The organism is Microbacterium sp., from assembly GCF_029263575.1.
In the GTDB taxonomy this organism is placed as follows: domain Bacteria; phylum Actinomycetota; class Actinomycetes; order Actinomycetales; family Microbacteriaceae; genus Microbacterium.
The window spans coordinates 1-17,897 of sequence record NZ_JAJUFV010000058.1; the positions used below are offsets into that span (position 1 = coordinate 1).

At 64.9% G+C, this 17,897-nt stretch carries 19 protein-coding genes and 2 tRNA genes; 16 read left to right on the forward strand and 5 right to left on the reverse strand.

What is annotated here, in order from left to right; genetic code table 11:
- From uvrC to Q1J95_RS07815, 9 genes are all read left to right on the forward strand, one after another.
- Positions 1-1,447, forward strand: a 1,447-nt coding sequence (gene uvrC, locus Q1J95_RS07775; protein WP_300266871.1) for an excinuclease ABC subunit UvrC, incomplete at its 5' end; no start/stop codon positions are given.
- Between the two features lie 28 nt (positions 1,448-1,475).
- Entirely contained in the window at positions 1,476-2,348 is an 873-nt protein-coding gene (rapZ, locus tag Q1J95_RS07780; RefSeq protein ID WP_300266873.1) for an RNase adapter RapZ, read from the forward strand.
- Positions 2,349-2,417: 69 nt separating this feature from the next.
- Positions 2,418-3,395 carry a DNA-binding protein WhiA gene (gene whiA, locus Q1J95_RS07785; protein WP_300266874.1) on the forward strand — a complete coding sequence of 326 codons (978 nt, stop codon included), beginning with the start codon at positions 2,418-2,420 and terminating at the stop codon, positions 3,393-3,395.
- A 137-nt stretch (positions 3,396-3,532) separates the two neighbouring features.
- A complete protein-coding gene (locus tag Q1J95_RS07790) occupies positions 3,533-4,159 on the forward strand; it encodes a superoxide dismutase (protein WP_300266875.1) in 627 nt (208 codons plus the stop codon).
- Positions 4,160-4,278: 119 nt separating this feature from the next.
- Positions 4,279-5,289 carry a type I glyceraldehyde-3-phosphate dehydrogenase gene (gene gap / locus Q1J95_RS07795; protein WP_300266876.1) on the forward strand — a complete coding sequence of 337 codons (1,011 nt, stop codon included), beginning with the start codon at positions 4,279-4,281 and terminating at the stop codon, positions 5,287-5,289.
- A 7-nt stretch (positions 5,290-5,296) separates the two neighbouring features.
- Entirely contained in the window at positions 5,297-6,511 is a 1,215-nt protein-coding gene (locus tag Q1J95_RS07800; RefSeq protein WP_300266878.1) for a phosphoglycerate kinase, read from the forward strand.
- Positions 6,502-7,293 carry a triose-phosphate isomerase gene (gene tpiA, locus Q1J95_RS07805; protein WP_300266880.1) on the forward strand — a complete coding sequence of 264 codons (792 nt, stop codon included), beginning with the start codon at positions 6,502-6,504 and terminating at the stop codon, positions 7,291-7,293. The genes Q1J95_RS07800 and tpiA overlap by 10 nt, the downstream gene beginning before the upstream one ends.
- A 78-nt stretch (positions 7,294-7,371) precedes the next feature.
- Positions 7,372-7,620 (forward strand): preprotein translocase subunit SecG, encoded by a 249-nt coding sequence (gene secG / locus Q1J95_RS07810; protein ID WP_300266882.1) that lies wholly within the window; start codon positions 7,372-7,374, stop codon positions 7,618-7,620.
- Position 7,621: 1 nt separating this feature from the next.
- On the forward strand, positions 7,622-7,975 hold the full coding sequence (locus Q1J95_RS07815; RefSeq protein ID WP_300266884.1) for an RNA polymerase-binding protein RbpA: 354 nt from the start codon (positions 7,622-7,624) through the stop codon (positions 7,973-7,975).
- Between the two features lie 30 nt (positions 7,976-8,005).
- On the opposite strand, the gene Q1J95_RS07820 is transcribed toward Q1J95_RS07815, so the two are convergent.
- The 5 genes from Q1J95_RS07820 to Q1J95_RS07840 all read right to left on the reverse strand — a co-directional run bounded on the left by Q1J95_RS07820 (position 8,006) and on the right by Q1J95_RS07840 (position 12,140).
- Positions 8,006-9,106, reverse strand: a complete 1,101-nt coding sequence (locus Q1J95_RS07820) for a signal peptidase I (protein ID WP_300266886.1) — start codon at positions 9,104-9,106, stop codon at positions 8,006-8,008.
- A 182-nt stretch (positions 9,107-9,288) separates the two neighbouring features.
- The gene (locus Q1J95_RS07825; RefSeq protein ID WP_300266887.1) at positions 9,289-9,600 is read right to left on the reverse strand and encodes a hypothetical protein; all 312 of its coding nucleotides are present in this window, start codon (positions 9,598-9,600) and stop codon (positions 9,289-9,291) included.
- 517 nt (positions 9,601-10,117) lie between these two features.
- On the reverse strand, positions 10,118-10,690 hold the full coding sequence (locus tag Q1J95_RS07830; RefSeq protein WP_300266888.1) for an alternate-type signal peptide domain-containing protein: 573 nt from the start codon (positions 10,688-10,690) through the stop codon (positions 10,118-10,120).
- 155 nt (positions 10,691-10,845) lie between these two features.
- Complete coding sequence (locus Q1J95_RS07835; protein ID WP_300266889.1) at positions 10,846-12,045, reverse strand: hypothetical protein; 1,200 nt, start codon at positions 12,043-12,045, stop codon at positions 10,846-10,848.
- 21 nt (positions 12,046-12,066) lie between these two features.
- Positions 12,067-12,140, reverse strand: a tRNA-Gly gene (locus tag Q1J95_RS07840).
- A gap of 119 nt (positions 12,141-12,259) precedes the next feature.
- On the opposite strand from Q1J95_RS07840, the gene Q1J95_RS07845 reads away from it, so the two are divergent.
- The 7 genes from Q1J95_RS07845 to Q1J95_RS07875 form a co-directional block, all read left to right on the forward strand.
- Positions 12,260-12,333 (forward strand) — tRNA-Pro (locus Q1J95_RS07845).
- Positions 12,334-12,391: 58 nt separating this feature from the next.
- Positions 12,392-13,804, forward strand: coding sequence for a trigger factor (gene tig, locus Q1J95_RS07850; RefSeq protein ID WP_300266891.1), 1,413 nt, complete (start codon positions 12,392-12,394; stop codon positions 13,802-13,804).
- Positions 13,805-13,928: 124 nt separating this feature from the next.
- Positions 13,929-14,582, forward strand: coding sequence for an ATP-dependent Clp protease proteolytic subunit (locus Q1J95_RS07855; RefSeq protein WP_300266896.1), 654 nt, complete (start codon positions 13,929-13,931; stop codon positions 14,580-14,582).
- Positions 14,583-14,602: 20 nt separating this feature from the next.
- Complete coding sequence (locus tag Q1J95_RS07860) at positions 14,603-15,247, forward strand: ATP-dependent Clp protease proteolytic subunit (RefSeq protein ID WP_300266892.1); 645 nt, start codon at positions 14,603-14,605, stop codon at positions 15,245-15,247.
- A gap of 176 nt (positions 15,248-15,423) precedes the next feature.
- Positions 15,424-16,359 carry a sugar-binding transcriptional regulator gene (locus Q1J95_RS07865; protein ID WP_300266893.1) on the forward strand — a complete coding sequence of 312 codons (936 nt, stop codon included), beginning with the start codon at positions 15,424-15,426 and terminating at the stop codon, positions 16,357-16,359.
- Positions 16,356-17,357: a deoxyribose-phosphate aldolase gene (gene deoC, locus Q1J95_RS07870; protein WP_300266894.1), complete on the forward strand. Its 1,002-nt coding sequence runs from the start codon at positions 16,356-16,358 to the stop codon at positions 17,355-17,357. The genes Q1J95_RS07865 and deoC overlap by 4 nt, the downstream gene beginning before the upstream one ends.
- A gap of 12 nt (positions 17,358-17,369) precedes the next feature.
- Positions 17,370-17,897 (forward strand): aldehyde dehydrogenase family protein (locus Q1J95_RS07875; protein WP_300266895.1); only part of this gene is annotated, 528 nt, incomplete at its 3' end.

The following is a 17,897-nucleotide window of genomic DNA, read 5'->3' on the forward strand; positions in this document are numbered from 1 at the left end:
AACGTGCAGCGACGCCAGCTACAAACGCGCGATGGCCACCGGACGCCCTTGTTTTCCCGGCCAGATCGGCAAATGCGGCGGCCCGTGCTCCATGACGGTGACGATCGAAGAACACCGAGCCATGGTCGACGATTTCATCGCTTTCATGTCCGGCAGCGACGAGCGATTCACCAAAGAACTCACGAAGCGGATGCTGGATGCCTCCGCCGCAATGGATTACGAGGCGGCCGCGAAGTACCGCGACAAGCTCTCCTCGATCGACGCTGTCCTCAGCAAAAGCGCTCTGGTGCTTCCCGCGAACGAGGATGCCGATCTCTTCGGTGTCGCGGAAGATGAGTTGGCTGCGACCGTGCAGCAGTTCGTGATCCGCGGCGGTCGGGTGCGCGGGGTGCGCGCCACGACCATTGACAAAGAGCTCGACATCTCGGGGTCTGAGCTTGTCGACCAGGTGCTGCAGCGCGCCTATGGCGAGGGGGTCGATGTTCCGCGCCGCATCATCGTCCCGTGGCTGCCCGATGACGCGACCGAGCTCGAGCAGTGGCTCCGCGAACGGCGCGGCAAGAAGGTCGAGCTCGCGGTGGCACAGCGCGGCCAGCGCGCCGAGCTCATGCGCAACGCGACGCTCAACGCGCAGCAGGCGTTGATCCGCCACAAGACTCGGCGCACGAGCGACTACGCGGCGCGCACGCAGGCGCTGACGGATCTGCAAGAGGCCCTCGACCTCGAGTCGGCGCCGCTGCGCATCGAATGCTTCGACATCTCGCACCTCGGCGGGACGAACGTCGTCGCTTCGATGGTCGTCTTCGAAGACGGCCTGCCGAGAAAAGACCAGTACCGCTCATTCAACATCGCCGAGACCACCGACGACACCGACTCGATGTTCCAGGTGTTGATGCGTCGGCTGGCCCATCTTGACCGGCTAGAAGACGATGAACCCGCCGAGAGCGATGTGCTCACCGACCCGCTCGCAACAGAGGGCGATGTGGTCACCACCCGCAAGAAGACTCGGTTCGCCTACCCACCACAGCTTCTTCTCGTCGATGGCGGAAAGCCGCAGGTCGAGGCGGCCGCCCGAGCCCTGCGCGAGGCGGGTCACACCGAGATCGGACTGTGCGGCATCGCCAAACGCCTGGAAGAGATCTGGCTGCCGGGCGAGGACTATCCGGTCATTCTGCCGCGCACGAGTGAAGCGCTTTACCTGCTGCAGCGTCTCCGGGACGAGGCGCACCGCTTCGCGATCGCACATCAGCGAAAGCGCAGGAAACGCGACATCTCGACCGTGCTCGAAGAGATCCCCGGCCTCGGTGCCGCGCGTATCAAGAGCCTCCTGAAGCACTTCGGATCCGTCAGTGCGCTGCGCGGTGCGGACGCCGGGCAGATCGAAGAGGTCGCCGGTATCGGCCCCGCGCTCGCGCGCAGCATCCACACCCACCTCTCGACTCGATAGGCTGGTGCCGACAGGGAGAGGATGGGCGATGAACGACGAGGAGAAGAACGAGTTCCTCATCGTCACTGGCATGTCCGGTGCCGGACGATCGACGGTTGCCAATGCGCTCGAGGATCTCGGCTGGTACGTCGTCGACAACCTGCCCCCGCAGATGCTTCGCCCGTTGCTCGACCTCACCGGTATCGGTGGCGGGGCTCTGCCGCGCGTCGCCGCTGTCGTGGATGTGCGCGGCCGCAACCTCTTCAACGACTTTCCTGAGGTAGCCCGCGCCCTGCGCTCCCGCGGCAGCGTGCGGGTGCTCTTCCTCGACGCATCCGATGACGTGCTGGTGCGCCGCTTCGAAGCGGTGCGCAGGCCGCACCCGCTGCAGGGCGACGGCACTCTGCTCGACGGCATCCGTCTCGAACGATCGCGGCTCACGCTGGTGCGTGAGGCCGCCGATATCGTGATCGACACGTCATCGCTCAATATTCACCAGCTCGCCACACAGGTGGCGGAGACCTTCGCAGAAGAGGGCGCGGCACGTCACCGCCTCACGATCTTGAGTTTCGGATTCAAATACGGCCTGCCCACCGATGTCGACCACGTGGCCGATATGCGGTTCCTGCCCAATCCGTTCTGGAATGACGATCTGCGCGGCCTCACGGGGCAGGATCAGCCGGTGTGCGACTACGTCCTCGCGCAAGAGGGGGCCTCGGAGTTCTTGGAGGCGTACGCCGTCACCCTCGAACCCGTTCTCGCGGGATATCAGCGCGAGAACAAGGGGCACTCGACTGTCGCCATCGGATGCACCGGCGGAAAGCACCGCTCGGTCGCCATGGCGGAAGAGCTCAAGAAGCGCCTGTCGACGATCCCCGGCGTTGCCATCAGCGTGCGTCACCGCGACCTCGGCCGAGAGTAGGAACGCCCTCAGCCCGGTAAGCTATTGCTTTGCGTCGCGATCCGATGCATGAAGTTTTCAAGGAGTCCCGTGGCACTTACCACCGACGTCAAGGCTGAACTCGTCAGCATCCGCAACGCACCTCCGACGGTGCGCGTCGCGGAGGTCACCGCCATTCTTCGCTTCGCTGGCGGGCTGCACTCGATCGCCGGACGAGTCGCGGTCGAGGCCGAGGTCGATGCCGATCTGCTCGCGCGGCGCGTTGCCCGCGACCTGGCTGAGATCTACGGGGTTCGACCTGAGATCGCTCAGGTGCAATCGGCCAGCTCGCCCGACGGCGCGCGCTACGCCGTGCGTGTGATCGCAGCGGGGGAGACCCTGGCGCGCCAGACCGGACTGCTCGACCAGCGCCGCCGCCCGGTGCGCGGGCTGCCGAACCGCCTCACGACCGGATCGATCGAGGAGGTCGCCGGTCTCTGGCGCGGCGCATTCCTGGCTGCCGGCTCGCTGTCTGAGCCTGGCCGTTCCGCCATGCTCGAAGTGTCCTGCCCCTCTTCGGAAGCCGCGATGGCTCTCGTCGGCGCCGCTCACCGGCTCGGGGTCGCGGCGAAGGCGCGTGAGGTTCGCGGTCAGCCGCGTGTCGTCGTGCGAGAGGGCGAGGCGATCCGCTCGTTGCTCAGCCAGATCGGTGCCGGGCGCACCGCCGCCACCTGGGAAGAGATGCGCCAGCGGCGCGAGGTGCGCGCGGGGGTCAACCGACTGGTCAACTTCGACGATGCGAACCTGCGTCGCTCGGCGCAGGCCGCCGTGGCCGCCTGTGCGCGTGTCGAACGTGCTCTCGAGATTCTCGCAGAGGACGTTCCCGATCATCTGAAGCTGGCCGGCGAGCTGCGCCTCGCGCATCGCGACGCAAGTCTGGACGAGCTCGGGCACCACGCCGATCCACCCTTGACGAAGGATGCTGTGGCCGGCCGGATTCGCCGGCTGCTGGCGATGGCGGACAAACGCGCGCAGCAGCAGGGAATCCCCGGCACAGAATCTGCCGTACCCGCCGGCCTCGACGTGTAGTTTCTCGTTATTCGAGGAAGTATTCTCCGCGCGAGTGCGTTGTCGTCGATAAGATGATGAAGTCCTCTCCTTGCCGCAATCGGGCGGCGGAGACGGCCGACAAGCGCCGCGGCGCGGCGCGGATTGGATGAAGCGACATGGCGATTTACACGCTGCCGGACCTCCCTTACGACTTCGCGGCTCTGGAACCGCACATCAGTGGCAAGATCATGGAATTGCACCATGGCAAGCACCACCAGGCCTACGTGTCGGGCGCCAACGCGGCGCTCGACGGCCTCGCCGAGGCGCGCGAGAGCGGTAACCTGGCGAACGTCAACAAGCTCGAGAAGGACCTCGCGTTCAACCTCGGCGGTCACGTGAACCACTCGATCTTCTGGACCAACCTGTCCCCGAACGGTGGCGGACAGCCTGAGGGCGAGCTGAAGGCCGCCATCGATGAGTTCTTCGGATCTTTCGAGAAGTTCCAGGCACACTTCACAGCTGCCGCCACGGGCATTCAGGGCTCTGGCTGGGCTGTGCTCAGCTGGGACTCGATCGGCCAGCGCCTGATCATCCAGCAGCTGTTCGACCAGCAGGCGAACACCGCTCAGGGCACGATCCCGCTGTTCCAGCTCGACATGTGGGAGCACGCCTTCTACCTCGACTACCTGAACGTCAAGGCTGACTACGTCAAGGCGGCGTGGAACATCGCCAACTGGGAGAACGTCGCCCAGCGTCTCGACACAGCGCGTAAGCAGACGAACGGCCTGCTGGTACTGTCGTAACCGGGTCGCGTCCCGACGGCCCCCTGGGGCGTCGGGGCGCGCCAGCTCAGCCAAAAACCCGCTCGTTGCGCATGCATGAAAATGCCGCGCATCGCGCACGACCACAGGGAGAGACCTTAGTGTCTGTCAAGATCGGTATTAACGGCTTCGGTCGTATCGGACGTAATTTCCTTCGTGCGGCTCTCGCACAGAACGCTGACCTCGAGATCGTCGCGGTCAACGACCTCACCGACAATGCTGCCCTCGCGCACCTGCTGAAGTACGACTCGGTCGGCGGCCCCCTCAGCGTCGACGTCTCCCACAAGGGCGATGTCATCACTGTCGGTGGCAAGGAGATCAAGGTCTTCGAAGAGCGCGACCCCGCAGCCCTGCCCTGGGGCGAGCTGGGTGTCGACATCGTCATCGAGTCGACCGGTCGTTTCACCAAGGCGGCGGATGCTGGCAAGCACATCGCCGGCGGTGCCAAGAAGGTCATCATCTCGGCTCCGGGCACCGACGTTGACGGAACGTTCGTGATGGGTGTGAACGAAGACACCTACGACGCCGCAGGCCACAACATCATCTCGAACGCCTCGTGCACCACGAACTGCCTCGCGCCTCTCGCGAAGGTCTTCAACGACAAGTTCGGCATTCAGCGCGGCTTCATGATGACGGCCCACGCCTACACCGCAGATCAGAACCTGCAGGACGGCCCGCACGGCGACCTGCGCCGCGCACGCGCCGCAGCCATCAACATCGTTCCGGCCTCGACCGGTGCGGCCAAGGCCATCGGCCTCGTTATGCCCGAGCTCAACGGCAAGCTCAGCGGCTCGTCCTACCGCGTTCCGGTTCCCACCGGCTCGATCGTCGACCTGACGATCATCGCCGACCGTGACGACCTCACGGCCGATGAGATCAACGCCGCATACCGCGAGGCGGCGGCCGATGGCCGTCTGAACGGCATCCTCGAGTACACCGAAGACCCGATCGTGTCGAGTGACATCCAGCTCAACGCGCACTCGTCGATCTTCGACTCGGAGCTCACCAACGTCAGCGGCAACCTGGTCAAGGTCTCCAGCTGGTACGACAACGAGTGGGGTTACTCGAACCGTCTCGTCGACCTGACCGAGTACGTCGCCGAGCGTCTCTAAACAGATCATGTCCCTGCGCACCCTAGAATCGCTGGGTTCGCTCGAGGGCAAGCGCGTCATCGTCCGTTGTGACCTGAACGTCCCCCTGCGGGATGGGGCCATAACGGACGATGGCCGTGTTCGTGCCTCGTTGCCTACCCTGAACGCCCTGATCAATGCCGGCGCACGCGTCGTCGTGTGCTCGCATCTGGGGCGCCCCGATGGGGCCCCCGATCCGCAGTACAGCCTGGAGCCGGTCGCTCAGCGGCTGTCTGAGCTGCTTGGCAAGCCCGTCGCTTTCGCCCGTGACACGGTCGGTGAGTCTGCGCGTGACGCCGTCTCGTCGCTGGAAGACGGTGGCGTCGTCGTTGTGGAGAACCTGCGGTTCAACGCGGGGGAGACCTCGAAGAACGTCGATGAGCGTGCGGCCTTCGCCGCCGAGCTCGCTGAGCTCGGTGACGCCCTCGTCTCTGATGGGTTCGGTGTCGTGCACCGTAAGCAGGCGAGCGTGTACGAGCTCGCCGAGCAGCTGCCGTCCGCGGCGGGTCTGCTGATCGCCGCGGAGCTTGATGTCCTCGATCGACTGACCGAGAAGCCCGAGCGCCCCTACACGGTCGTGCTCGGCGGTTCGAAGGTCAGCGACAAGCTCGGTGTGATCTCGCACCTGCTGCCCCGCGTCGATCGCATTCTCGTCGGCGGCGGGATGCTCTTCACCTTCCTCGCTGCCCAGGGTCACGCTGTGGCGTCGAGCCTGCTGGAGCAGGATCAGCTCGACACGGTGCGCGGCTACATCGCCGATGCGGCCGATCGCGGTGTCGAGATCGTGTTGCCGACCGACGTGGTCGTCGCTGAGAAGTTCGGTGCGGATGCCGCACACGAGGTGACGGCGGCAAATGCCATCGAAAGCTCGACGTTCGGAGCATCCGGCATCGGGCTTGACATCGGGCCGCAGACGGCCAAGGCGTTCGCCGCGGCGATCCGCAGTTCGAAGACGGTGTTCTGGAACGGCCCGATGGGCGTGTTCGAGTTCGACGCTTTCGCTGGCGGAACCAAAGCCGTCGCGCAGGCTCTGACTGAGGTCGACGGCCTGAGCGTCGTCGGCGGCGGCGATTCAGCGGCGGCTGTGCGTCAGCTCGGCTTCGCCGACGACCAGTTTGGTCACATCTCGACGGGCGGAGGCGCCAGCCTCGAGTTCCTCGAGGGCAAGAAACTACCCGGCCTGGAGGTGCTCGGATGGGCGTAACACCCCGTACCCCGCTGATCGCGGGAAACTGGAAGATGAACCTGGACCACCTGCAGGCGGTCGCGTTCGTGCAGAAGCTGCACTGGGCGTTGAAAGACGCCAAGCACGAGAACGACTCGGTCGAGGTGGCGGTCTTCCCGCCGTTCACCGACATCCGCAGCGTTCAGACGTTGATCGACGCGGATAAGATCCCGTTCGAGCTCGGCGCGCAAGACTTGTCAGCGCACGACTCCGGTGCGTACACCGGCGAGGTCTCCGGGGCATTCCTGGCGAAGCTCGACGCCAAGTACGTCATCATCGGTCACTCCGAGCGTCGTGAGTACCACGCCGAGGGCGACGATGTCGTGGCGGCGAAGGTTCAGGCAGCGCTCAAGCACGGGCTCGTTCCCGTGATCTGCGTGGGTGAGACTGCGGAAGACCTGGAGGAGTTCGGCGCGAGCGCTGTTCCCGCAGGTCAGCTCGAAGCGGCGCTCAAGGGCGTTCCGGCATCCGCCGACGTCGTCGTCGCCTATGAGCCGGTCTGGGCGATCGGCTCAGGACAGGCGGCTACGCCTCAGCAGGCGCAGGATGTCTGCGCTGCGCTGCGCGGGGTGCTGGCGAAGACTCTGGACGACGATGCGGCTGCGCGCACGCGCATCCTGTACGGCGGCTCGGTGAAGGCGGCGAACATCGCCAGCTTCATGCGTGAGCCCGATGTCGACGGAGCTCTGGTCGGCGGGGCGAGCCTCGTCGTCGACGACTTCGCGGCAATCATTCGTTTCGACAAGCACGTCGGCGTATAAGCGGCGGCGGGGCTTCGGCCCCGTCACCGCTATACTTGACCCTTACGGGCAATCTGTCCCAATGAAAGGCTCTCCCTCGTGGCAATTCTTGAGTTCGTGATGCAGGTCGTGCTGGGTATCACCAGCGTGCTGCTGACTCTCCTCATCCTTCTCCACAAGGGCCGCGGCGGCGGCCTGTCCGACATGTTCGGTGGCGGCACGACATCGGCGATCGGCTCGTCCGGTCTCGCAGAGCGCAACCTCAACCGCTTCACTGTGGTTCTGGGGCTCGTGTGGTTCCTGTCTGTCGTCGCGCTGGGTCTCATTACGAAACTCGAGGTGATCTGACATGGCCACGGGAGGCAACGCGATCCGCGGCACCCGCGTGGGCTCCGGCCCGATGGGGGAGCAGGACCACGGCTATCACGCAGACCGCACCGCCGTGTCGTACTGGGACGGCTTGGGTAATGAGACGGTCCGCTACTTCGCCGCGGGTCTGCCTGACGAGGAGATTCCCGAGACGATCGACCACCCCCAGTCGGGGCTGCCCGCCGGTCGCGACAGGAACAACCCGCCGGCACTGGCCAAGAATGAGCCGTACAAGACGCACCTCGCCTACGTGAAAGAGCGCCGCACCGACGACGAGGCCACGCAGCTTCTCGACGAGGCACTCAGCCAGTTGCGCGAGCGTCGCGGGCAGTAGAACTTCCCGCAAGACGAAACCGTCGTGGCCCTACGGGTCGCGGCGGTTTCGTCGTTTCCTGATCAGGCGGATCACCATGAGCAATACGCCTGCCGCAACAAGCGCGAATGCCACGACAAGCAGCGCGATGGGGATATCTGCGCCCGTCAGAGCCAGCGGATTCTCCTCGGCCGCGTCTGCTTGTTCGGCCAGTGTCACCGTCACGGTCAACATGGCGGATGCGGTGCGGGTGTCGTTGGCGGCAGACTCGGCGAGCCCGACTGCGAGCGGAACGCGCACGCTCTCGCCGGCGTCGATCGACTGCGTATCGACGGATGGCGCGGCTAGGGCTGCTGCAAGTGCGCCGTCTCGGACGTTGGTGGGATCAGACGGCGTCCATGCGCCGGTGATCGTGAACGTAGCCGCATCGGCACTGGAATTTCGCACCCAAAGTGTGAGCGCGAGGTCTTGACCGGGAACGAGGCGGTCGGAAGCATCGACCAGCGGTAACGCGGAGGCGCTTGTCCACGTGACGCCGTCGGTACTGAGTTGCAGCGCATCGTGTTCCGCCGCGTGGGCCGCGGGCGCGTTCGGCACGAACACACCGAGCGCGACAATGAGCGCTGTCGCGGCGCCCACCCGGGCGAGACGTCGCCGACGCCGGGAATCCTTGAACAGCATGAAGACGCCCCACGTGACCGCGCCGATGCCCACGACCGTGATGACGAGTGATTTCACTGCGGGCGTCGCCCAGATGTTTACGTATCCGAGCCACGGAATCGCATAGACGAGTACGCCACGCAGCTGCACCTCTTGTACCGCGTCCTCATCCTGTACGTTATTCGCGTCACCCTGCGTCGTGAGCAAACGTTCGCCGTCACTGCTGTAGCCGACGCCGACGACGCGGTGAGTCGCTACGTCGGGCTTGCCTGATTCGATCTGAAAAGTAACGATATCGCCGGGCTCGATCTCTTCGATCGGGGTGGAGCGAACGGCGATCAGGTGCCCAGGCTCGAGCGCAGGGCGCATGCTGCCCGTCAGGACGGTGTAACTCTGGGCGCCGAGAACGAGCGGAATGAGAACCGTGAAGAAGGCGAGAGCGCAGACGACCGCGAGCACGATCGTGCCGGTGATGCGGAACACTACGCGCATAGCGTGCCGATCGGCAGCAGTGTCGCGCTGGCCGTGGAGCTGACCGAGTCCGGTCCGAGCCAGCGACCACCGCTGCCTGCATCGAGGTAGGGCGTGACCGTCACGGTCAGCAGCGTTGGCGCGAGAAGCCCCGTCAGCAGGTCGCCGAGAACACCAGTGCTCAGGTCGATCGAGGTGTTGTCCTACCCATCGAGGTGAGTCGTAAAGGCCGCACCGCCGGAGGCACGGGTCACGGTGACCCGATATCCGCTCGCATCGGTGACGGCGGTCCAGCTTATTTCAGCAACCGCGATGAGTGCGATGCTCTGATTTCTGCAGGTGATGGAATCAGGAGCGGGCAGTAAGGCACCGGCTGTGGATGTACCGACGTGGGTATGACTGGCCGACCAGTAGGCGTGCGCTACCCCGCCGCCCACGATGCAGCAGATGGCGACCAGGAGCGTAATCAGTGCCGTGCGCATCCGCACTCTGGTCTGGGAAATGGCGTCTGTCATCACGGTGTCCGCTGCGAGATCGTAAACGTGGCGCTTGGAGAGAGATCCTGTCCCTGGAGGGAAGACGGCGCATCCGAAGCCATCGTGTAACGAACACAAACCGTCACGGAATCCCCGGGGAGCAATGAACCCGTGTCCGGATATCCGTTGGACGGCAAGCTCGGCCCCGGATCGCTGGTGCAGTCGTCCAGGGAGATGTCGCTCGTGACGTACCCGTCGAACGCGGATGCTTGTGTCGTAGAGCCGGTCAGAACGGCACGCAGACTATCTCCACTGCCGACGAAGTCGACGGTGGCCCGCTTGGCGATCGTCTGGCCAGGGCCGATTCTGGGCCATGTCGTGCCTCCGTCCCATGCGACGTCGATGTCCAGGTTCCCGGCCGACACGGTCCCCGCTGTCATAGTCTGCTGCGCTTGCCAGTATGCGGACACACCGGTGGCCGCTGCGAGAGCTACGACGGCTCCCGCAGCGACTCCCAGTAACACGCGGCGCATAAGACCTCGCGGTCGCGTAACCGTTACGGCGTCGGGTCCTGCTGCTCGAGGGTGAGCTGCACGTCGTCAAAGACGAAGTCGGTCGTGACCAGGTCACGGTCCGCTGTAGCCGGGTCAAACTGGAACGCCACCGAGGCGGTCACGGTTTCACCGTTGAGATCAGAGGTCAGGCCCGTGCCGCTGAACGTGGCGCCGGTCCCGTCCGTGAGCGTGACTGCAGTGGGCACAATTCCGGTCGGAACGGTGACGCCGCCGACTGGGAGGTCGGCGATCAGATTATCGCCGACGAGCGTCAGCGTCACGTCCTGTGTGAGTGTGACAGTGTCGCCCGGGACGATGTCGATAGCGGCGATGTCGGGGACGGGAGCACTGGTGCCGCCCTCTGGAGTAAGCGACCAGGATGGGGAATCGACGAGTGTGAGGTTCAGGTCACCACTGGAGATGGTGCCGCCGTCGATAGTCGCCTGAGTCGACCAGTAGGCCAGCGTCGTCCCGCCACCGAGCAAGAGCACAGCTCCAGCTGCGATGGCGACAATCGCCTTGGTGCGTGAGCCGCGTCGGAGGTCGCGGCGTGTGGTCGAAGTTGCTTCGCTCATTTTCTTGCCCCTTATCTCGGGCGTGCGCGAGACGCCCTGCTCTGGGGCGTGCGATACGCCCCACTGGTCGACACGCAGCCCCACCGCGGGACTTCGTCGCTAAGGGCGATGAGAGCGCAAAATTGACAGGATATATTCGAATGAATATAGAACGGTCAGCGGCACTTGGCTGCTGTGTCGATCAGCGACTGCGGGGGAGCACCATACGCCCACGTTCCGTTCGCATCGTCGTGGTATCCCATGCTGATCGCCCAGGCCGTCGCCCAGGCTTCGATGTTCTCTTGCGTGGAGTCGTCGTACATGTCATGGCACTTGATGCTCATGGCGTGACCGACCTCGTGCACGACCAGGGCCTTGCTGCGGTCACTCGGCCACTGCTCAGCGACGGAGTTCGACAGTTCGATGGTCGCGTAGCCGGGGTCTGCGTACCACCATGTGGCGTATCCGCCCATGCTGTCGCCGTAGCCGTATCCGTTCACGCGCGCGGACCAGTCGAAATCCAGCAGAACGCCGGGAGCGATCGAGCGCGCGAAGGCCTCGATCTCGGTGCGTGCGCCGCGCAGCGGACCGGCTTTCTCCTCGAGCTCCGCCTTCTCTGATGCCAGCATCCTCGCTGCCGCATCTTCGAGATCGACGTACGCGGCGGCGGCGCTGTCATCGAGAGCCTCGGTGGCCTGCACGCGTTCGGCGGCCGTACGCAGCGCGATGATGTCGAGATTTCTGGCTGAGACGTGCGCGGCTTCGAACGAGCTGGCTGCTTCAGCGGCGGCGGTCACGGCGCTGAAGCCTGCTTCGTCGAGCGCTTCGGCCGCATCGGCTACTTCCGCCTGTGATGCTTCGAACTCGTCGGCGAGTCCTTCAGCCGTGTCGCGATCGGCATTGAGCTGTGTGGTCTCACCGAAGAGTTCCCAGGCCCAGTCGGGTTTCTCCGCGGCCTCAGGGATCTGTTCGTCGTGAACGGATACGGCATCGGCCTGGGCTGTTTGGGCATCAGCGATCGTCTCGTCGAGCTGAGTCTTGAGGTCAGAGTCCAAGAGCGAACCACTGGCCGCGTCTGCGACCTCTGATGCGCGCAGGGCCGACTCGTCGAGGGTGCTCAACTGGCCGGCAAGTCGTTCCTGCTCCTCAGCGGCATCCTCAGCGGCGGTCGTGAAACTGTCGAGGGCGTCGTCATAGCCGAGATTCGCGCCCAGGTGCACGCCTGCGCACGAGGCTGCGATGATCAACACACCGCTGACGCTCCAGAGTAGTCCGCGCCATTTCTTGCGCGGTCGAGCTGACGCGGCCAGCTCTGTGGTGCCGAATGCCGAAGGGAGAGCGTGCCCGCCCGAGCCAGGGGCAACGGAATCGGCCATTTCGCAACCTTCCGCGGAAAGTGGAGGGGCTGACGGGAATCGAACCCGCATCATCTGTTTGGAAGACAGAGGCTTTACCACTAAGCTACAGCCCCGAACCCTTCGCCGAGCTCAGGGATCATGATCCGGTCAAACCGGACTCATAAAGCATAGCGGACGTTCGGCGTGCTCTTGTCCGTTAGACTCGTCAAGGCTCACCCCGTGCGGGAGCAGCCGGGGCGTAGCTCAGCTTGGTAGAGCACCCGCTTTGGGAGCGGGAAGTCGCAGGTTCAAATCCTGTCGCCCCGACGGCCTCTAGACCTCAGGCCGCGCCGTTGCGCGGAAATCCAAAGGAGAACACATAAGTATGGCGAACAGCACCGCCGAGAAGCTGACCCCGACCCGGGCAAAGCTCACCATCACGGTCACCCCTGACGACCTGAAGCCCAGCATCACGCACGCGTATGAGCACATCGCTCAGGACGTTCAGATCCCGGGCTTCCGTAAGGGCAAGGTTCCGGCTCCCATCATCGACCAGCGCATCGGGCGCGGTGCCGTCATCGAGCACGCTGTCAACGAGGGCCTCGACAAGTTCTTCCGCGAGGCGGTCAACGAGCACAAGCTGCGCATCGTCGGTCGTCCCACCGCCGACATCAAAGAATGGCCGAGTGACAAAGACTTCTCCGGCGACCTGCTCGTCGAGGTCGAGGTCGACGTGCGCCCGGAGATCGAGGTCCCGTCGTTCGATGACATCGTTCTGACGGTTGACGCCGTCGAGGCAGACGAAGCGGCACTCGACGCCGAGCTCGACAACCTGCGTGCACGCTTCGGCACGCTGATCCCCGTCGACCGTCCGGCTGCGAAGGGTGACTTCGTCGAGCTCGACCTGGTCGCCACGATCGACGGCGCCGAGATCGACCGCGCCGAGGGCGTCTCGTACGAGGTCGGCTCGGGCGAGCTGCTCGACGGCATCGACGACGCGATCGAGTCGCTGACCGCTGGTGAAGACACCACGTTCCGCTCGAAGCTCGTCGGCGGCGACCACGCCGGAGAAGAGGCCGAGGTCTCGGTCAGCATCACCTCGGTCAAGGAGCGCGAGCTTCCGGAAGCCGACGACGATTTCGCTCAGATCGCCAGCGAGTTCGACACCATCGCCGAGCTGCGCGAGAGCCTCGCCGAACGCGTGAACGAGCAGGGTGCCTTCGCCCAGGGCTCGGCCGCTCGCGACCAGCTCATCGAGGTGCTGCTCGGCAAGCTCGACATCCCCGTCCCGCCGCAGCTCATCGAAGACGAGGTGCACAACCACCTCGAGAGCGAGAACCGTCTGGAAGACGACGAGCACCGTGCCGAGGTCACCGAGGCGAGTGAGAAGCAGTTCCGCACGCAGGTGCTGCTCGATACCATCGCCGAGAACGCCGACGTGCAGGTCTCGCAGGAAGAGCTGAGCCAGTACCTCATCCAGTCCGCCGCGCAGTATGGCATGTCCCCGCAGGACTTCGTCGAGGCGCTGCAGTCGTCCAACCAGCTTCCCGCGCTCGCCGGTGAGGTCGCACGTAATAAGGCACTCGCCGTCGCCCTGGGCAAGGTCAAGGTCGTCGACTCCAACGGCAAGGACGTCGACCTGTCGGCATTCGTCGCCGTTGAGGATGACGAAGAAGACGCCGCGGAGGCTCCCGCCGAGGAGGCAGCAGTCGAAGAGGCACCCGCAGAGAAGCCAGCCAAGAAGGCCGCAACTAAGAAGGCTGCCGCGAAGAAGAAGGCTGCCGACACGGCCGAGTGATCGCGCCGTGATCGTGACGAGAGGACGGATGCTTCGGCATCCGTCCTTTCGCTTACACGCGTGGGTGGCTCGCTGTCGGCGACCACCGTGTGCGACACCCTGATATGCCGACGGCGAACACGGCCTGAGCGTCGCGTTCACGCCGGTAGATTCGAATCACCGAACACGGAAACAGGAGCGTGAAATGGCTGAACCTCTGGTCGCGACCAGCGTCTTTGACAGGCTGCTGAAGGACCGCATCATCTGGCTGGGATCAGAGGTGCGTGACGAGAACGCCAACGAGATCTGCGCGAAGATCCTTCTTCTCGCCGCAGAAGACTCTGAGAAAGACATCTACCTCTACATCAATTCGCCCGGTGGCTCGATCACAGCGGGCATGGCGATCTACGACACGATGCAGTTCGTGCCGAACGACATCGTCACCGTCGGCATCGGCATGGCGGCGTCGATGGGGCAGCTGCTGCTCACCAGCGGCACGAAGGGCAAGCGCTACATCACCCCGAACGCGCGTGTTCTGCTGCACCAGCCGCACGGCGGCTTCGGTGGCACCGCGAGCGACATCCAGACTCAGGCGCAGCTCATCCTCTCGATGAAGAAGCGTCTCGCCGAGATCACGGCCGGGCAGACCGGCAAGACAGTCGAGCAGATCAACGAAGACGGTGACCGCGACCGCTGGTTCACGGCAGATGAGGCGCTCGAGTACGGCTTCGTCGACCACATTCGTGAGCATGCCAGTGACGTCACCGGCGGCGGCGGCACTGCCGACAGCGCTGAATAATCGGATTCGAGAGGACTCACATGCACACCCCCACCTTCCGATCCGCCGGAAACCTGCCCTCCAGCCGCTACGTGCTGCCGCAGTTCGAAGAGCGCACGGCATACGGTTTCAAGCGTCAAGACCCGTACAACAAGCTGTTCGAGGATCGCGTGATCTTCCTCGGCGTTCAGGTCGACGATGCATCCGCTGACGACGTCATGGCGCAGCTGCTGGTCTTGGAGAGCCAAGACGCCGAGCGCGACATCACGATGTACATCAACTCGCCCGGCGGCTCGTTCACCGCGATGACGGCGATCTACGACACCATGCAGTACGTTGCTCCGCACATCCAGACGGTTGTGCTCGGGCAGGCGGCATCGGCCGCATCCGTCCTGCTGGCGGCCGGAGCGCCCGGCAAACGTCTGGCGCTGCCCAACGCTCGCATTCTCATGCACCAGCCGGCCATGGGCGAGGCGGGGCAGGGGCAGGCCTCGGACATCGAGATTCAGGCTGCTGAGATCCTGCGGATGCGCACCTGGCTCGAAGAGACCATGGCCAAGCACACGGGCAAGCCGGCCGAGCAGATCAACAAGGACATCGATCGCGACAACATCCTCTCAGCGCAGGAAGCGCTGGAGTACGGCATCGTCGATCAGGTGCTCACCACGCGCAAGCGCGAGCAGTAAACGCTCGCCACGCGGTTCACGCGACGCCCTCTCATCCTGGTGATGAGGGGGCGTCGCTGTCTGCATGCGCGAAAGCGGCTACGGATGCGCACGTGAGCAGGGCTGTGTTGCGCATATGAGCAGGCGAGTGCGCAATCGGGTGTTATTGCCTACTCTGGAGGGGAAAGGAGGATGCCGTGGATGAAGACCTGCTCACCGTGCGAGTCGCCGAGCTCTACTACGACGAGGCGAAGACGCAAGACGAGATCGGCGCCCTCCTGAAGATCTCCCGCTGGAAGGTCGGACGCCTGCTCACGCACGCCCGCGAGAAGGGCATCGTGCGCATCGAGATCGTGCACCCGCGAGCGCGTCGGCTCGGCCTCGAGCGTGAGCTTGTCGAGCGCTACCAGCTCGCTGACGCCCTCGTCGTGCCGAACCCCGACGATGACAGCAGCACGCTGGATCGCGTCGCGCAGGCCGCCGCCGACCATCTCGCGGCCCTGCGCCCCGTACCGCGCACGCTCGGCGTGAGCTGGGGACGCACCCTGACCGCCGTTGCCGAGGCGCTCCCGGAGGGGTGGGCGCATTCGGTGACCGTCATACAGCTCAACGGCGGCGTGAGCCTCAACCGTCGATCGGGCGGCGCGGCCAGCCTCGCGATGACCATCGCGCAGCGAGCCGGCGGGCAGGCGACCCTTCTGCCCAGCCCCGCGATTCTCGAGCGCGTCGAGACGAAGCAGGCGATCGAAGCCGATCGCACCGTCTCCGCGATTCTCGAGCAGGCTGCTGGCGCGCAGGCCTATCTGTATTCTGCGGGCCCTGCCGACGCATCCTCGGCCCACGTCGAGAATGGCTATCTGATCGCGGCCGACGTCGAAGAGCTGGCCCGCCGTGGCGCTGTCGGTGATGTGCTCGGCCGCTATATCGACGCCGAGGGGAACATCGTCGACGCGCAACTCGACGCCCGCACAGTCGGCGTGAGCCTCGACTGTCTGCGCGCGGCGAAGCACGCGATCTTCGTCACCGCGGGGGCGCCGAAACAGGACATCGCGCGTACAGTCGTCAGCAGCGGCCTGTGCAGCGTTTTCGTGACCGATGAGACCACAGCCCGAGCATTGCTGGAGGAACAATGACGACCAAAGAACTCACCCGCCGCGCAGCGGTGGATGTGCTGGGCGGGGAGCCCGACGACGCAACGCTCCGGCGATTTCTGCATGGGCTTCCCGGCGTCGATGCGACCGGACTCGAGCAGCGTGCGGCCGCACTGGGCACGCGTTCCATCAAGACGACGTCGAAGGCATGGGCGATCGACAAGATCATCTCCCTCATCGACCTGACCACCCTCGAGGGGGCAGACACCCCGGGAAAAGTGCGGTCGCTGGTCGCGAAGGCGAAGACGCCGGATGCCGCAGACCCGTCGACACCGCTCGTCGCAGCCGTCTGCGTCTACGGCGACATGGTCGGTCACGCCGTCGGGGCCCTCGGTGCTCTGCACGGCGACCCCGATGACGGCAAGATCTCGGTCGCGGCGGTCGCCACGGCTTTCCCGAGCGGCCGCTCGTCGCTCGCCATCAAGTTGGCAGACACTGCTGAGGCCGTCGCGGCAGGAGCCGATGAGATCGACATGGTGATCGACCGCGGGGCATTCCTCACGGGCAACTACGGACGTGTCTTCGATCAGATCGCGGCTGTGAAAGAGGCATGCCGACGCGAAGACGGGTCCTACGCCTCTCTGAAGGTCATCCTCGAGACCGGCGAGCTGAACACCTACGACAACATCAAGCGGGCTTCGTGGCTTGGCATCCTCGCCGGTGGCGATTTCATCAAGACGTCGACGGGCAAGGTGCAGCCGGCAGCCACCCTGCCGACGACACTGCTCATGCTCGAGACCGTGCGCGACTGGTATCGCGGGACGGGCGAGAAGATCGGTGTCAAACCGGCCGGTGGCATCCGCACGTCGAAGGATGCGATCAAGTACCTCGTCACGGTCGCGGAGACCGCGGGGGAGGAATGGCTGCAGCCGCACCTGTTCCGCTTCGGAGCATCCAGCCTGCTCAACGACGTTCTCCTGCAGCGTCAGAAACTCACGACCGGTCACTACTCCGGCCCCGATTACGTCACGATCGACTGAGGTACGAGAAACATGTCATTCCTGGAATATGCTCCGGCGCCTGAATCGAAGGCGATCCTGAACCTGCGCGACAGCTATGGCCTCTTCATCGACGGCGAGTTCGTCGACGGCGGGGGAAAGAGCTTCGCCACCATCTCACCGTCGGACGAGTCGCACATCGCCGAGATCGCGGGCGCAAACGACGACGACATCGACCGTGCCGTCGCCGCCGCGCGCAAGGCGTACGACAAGGTCTGGTCGAAGATGAGCGGTCGCGACCGCGGCAAGTACCTGTTCCGTATCGCCCGTCTCGTACAGGAGCGCTCGCGCGAGCTCGCCGTCGCGGAGAGCCTTGACAACGGCAAGCCGATCAAGGAGAGCCGTGACGTGGACGTTCCGCTCGTGGCATCCTGGTTCTTCTATTACGCCGGGTGGGCAGACAAGCTCGACTACGCCGGCCTGGGTGCTAACCCCCAGGCTCACGGTGTCGCCGGGCAGATCATTCCGTGGAACTTCCCGCTGCTTATGCTCGCGTGGAAGATCGCGCCAGCTCTCGCCGCC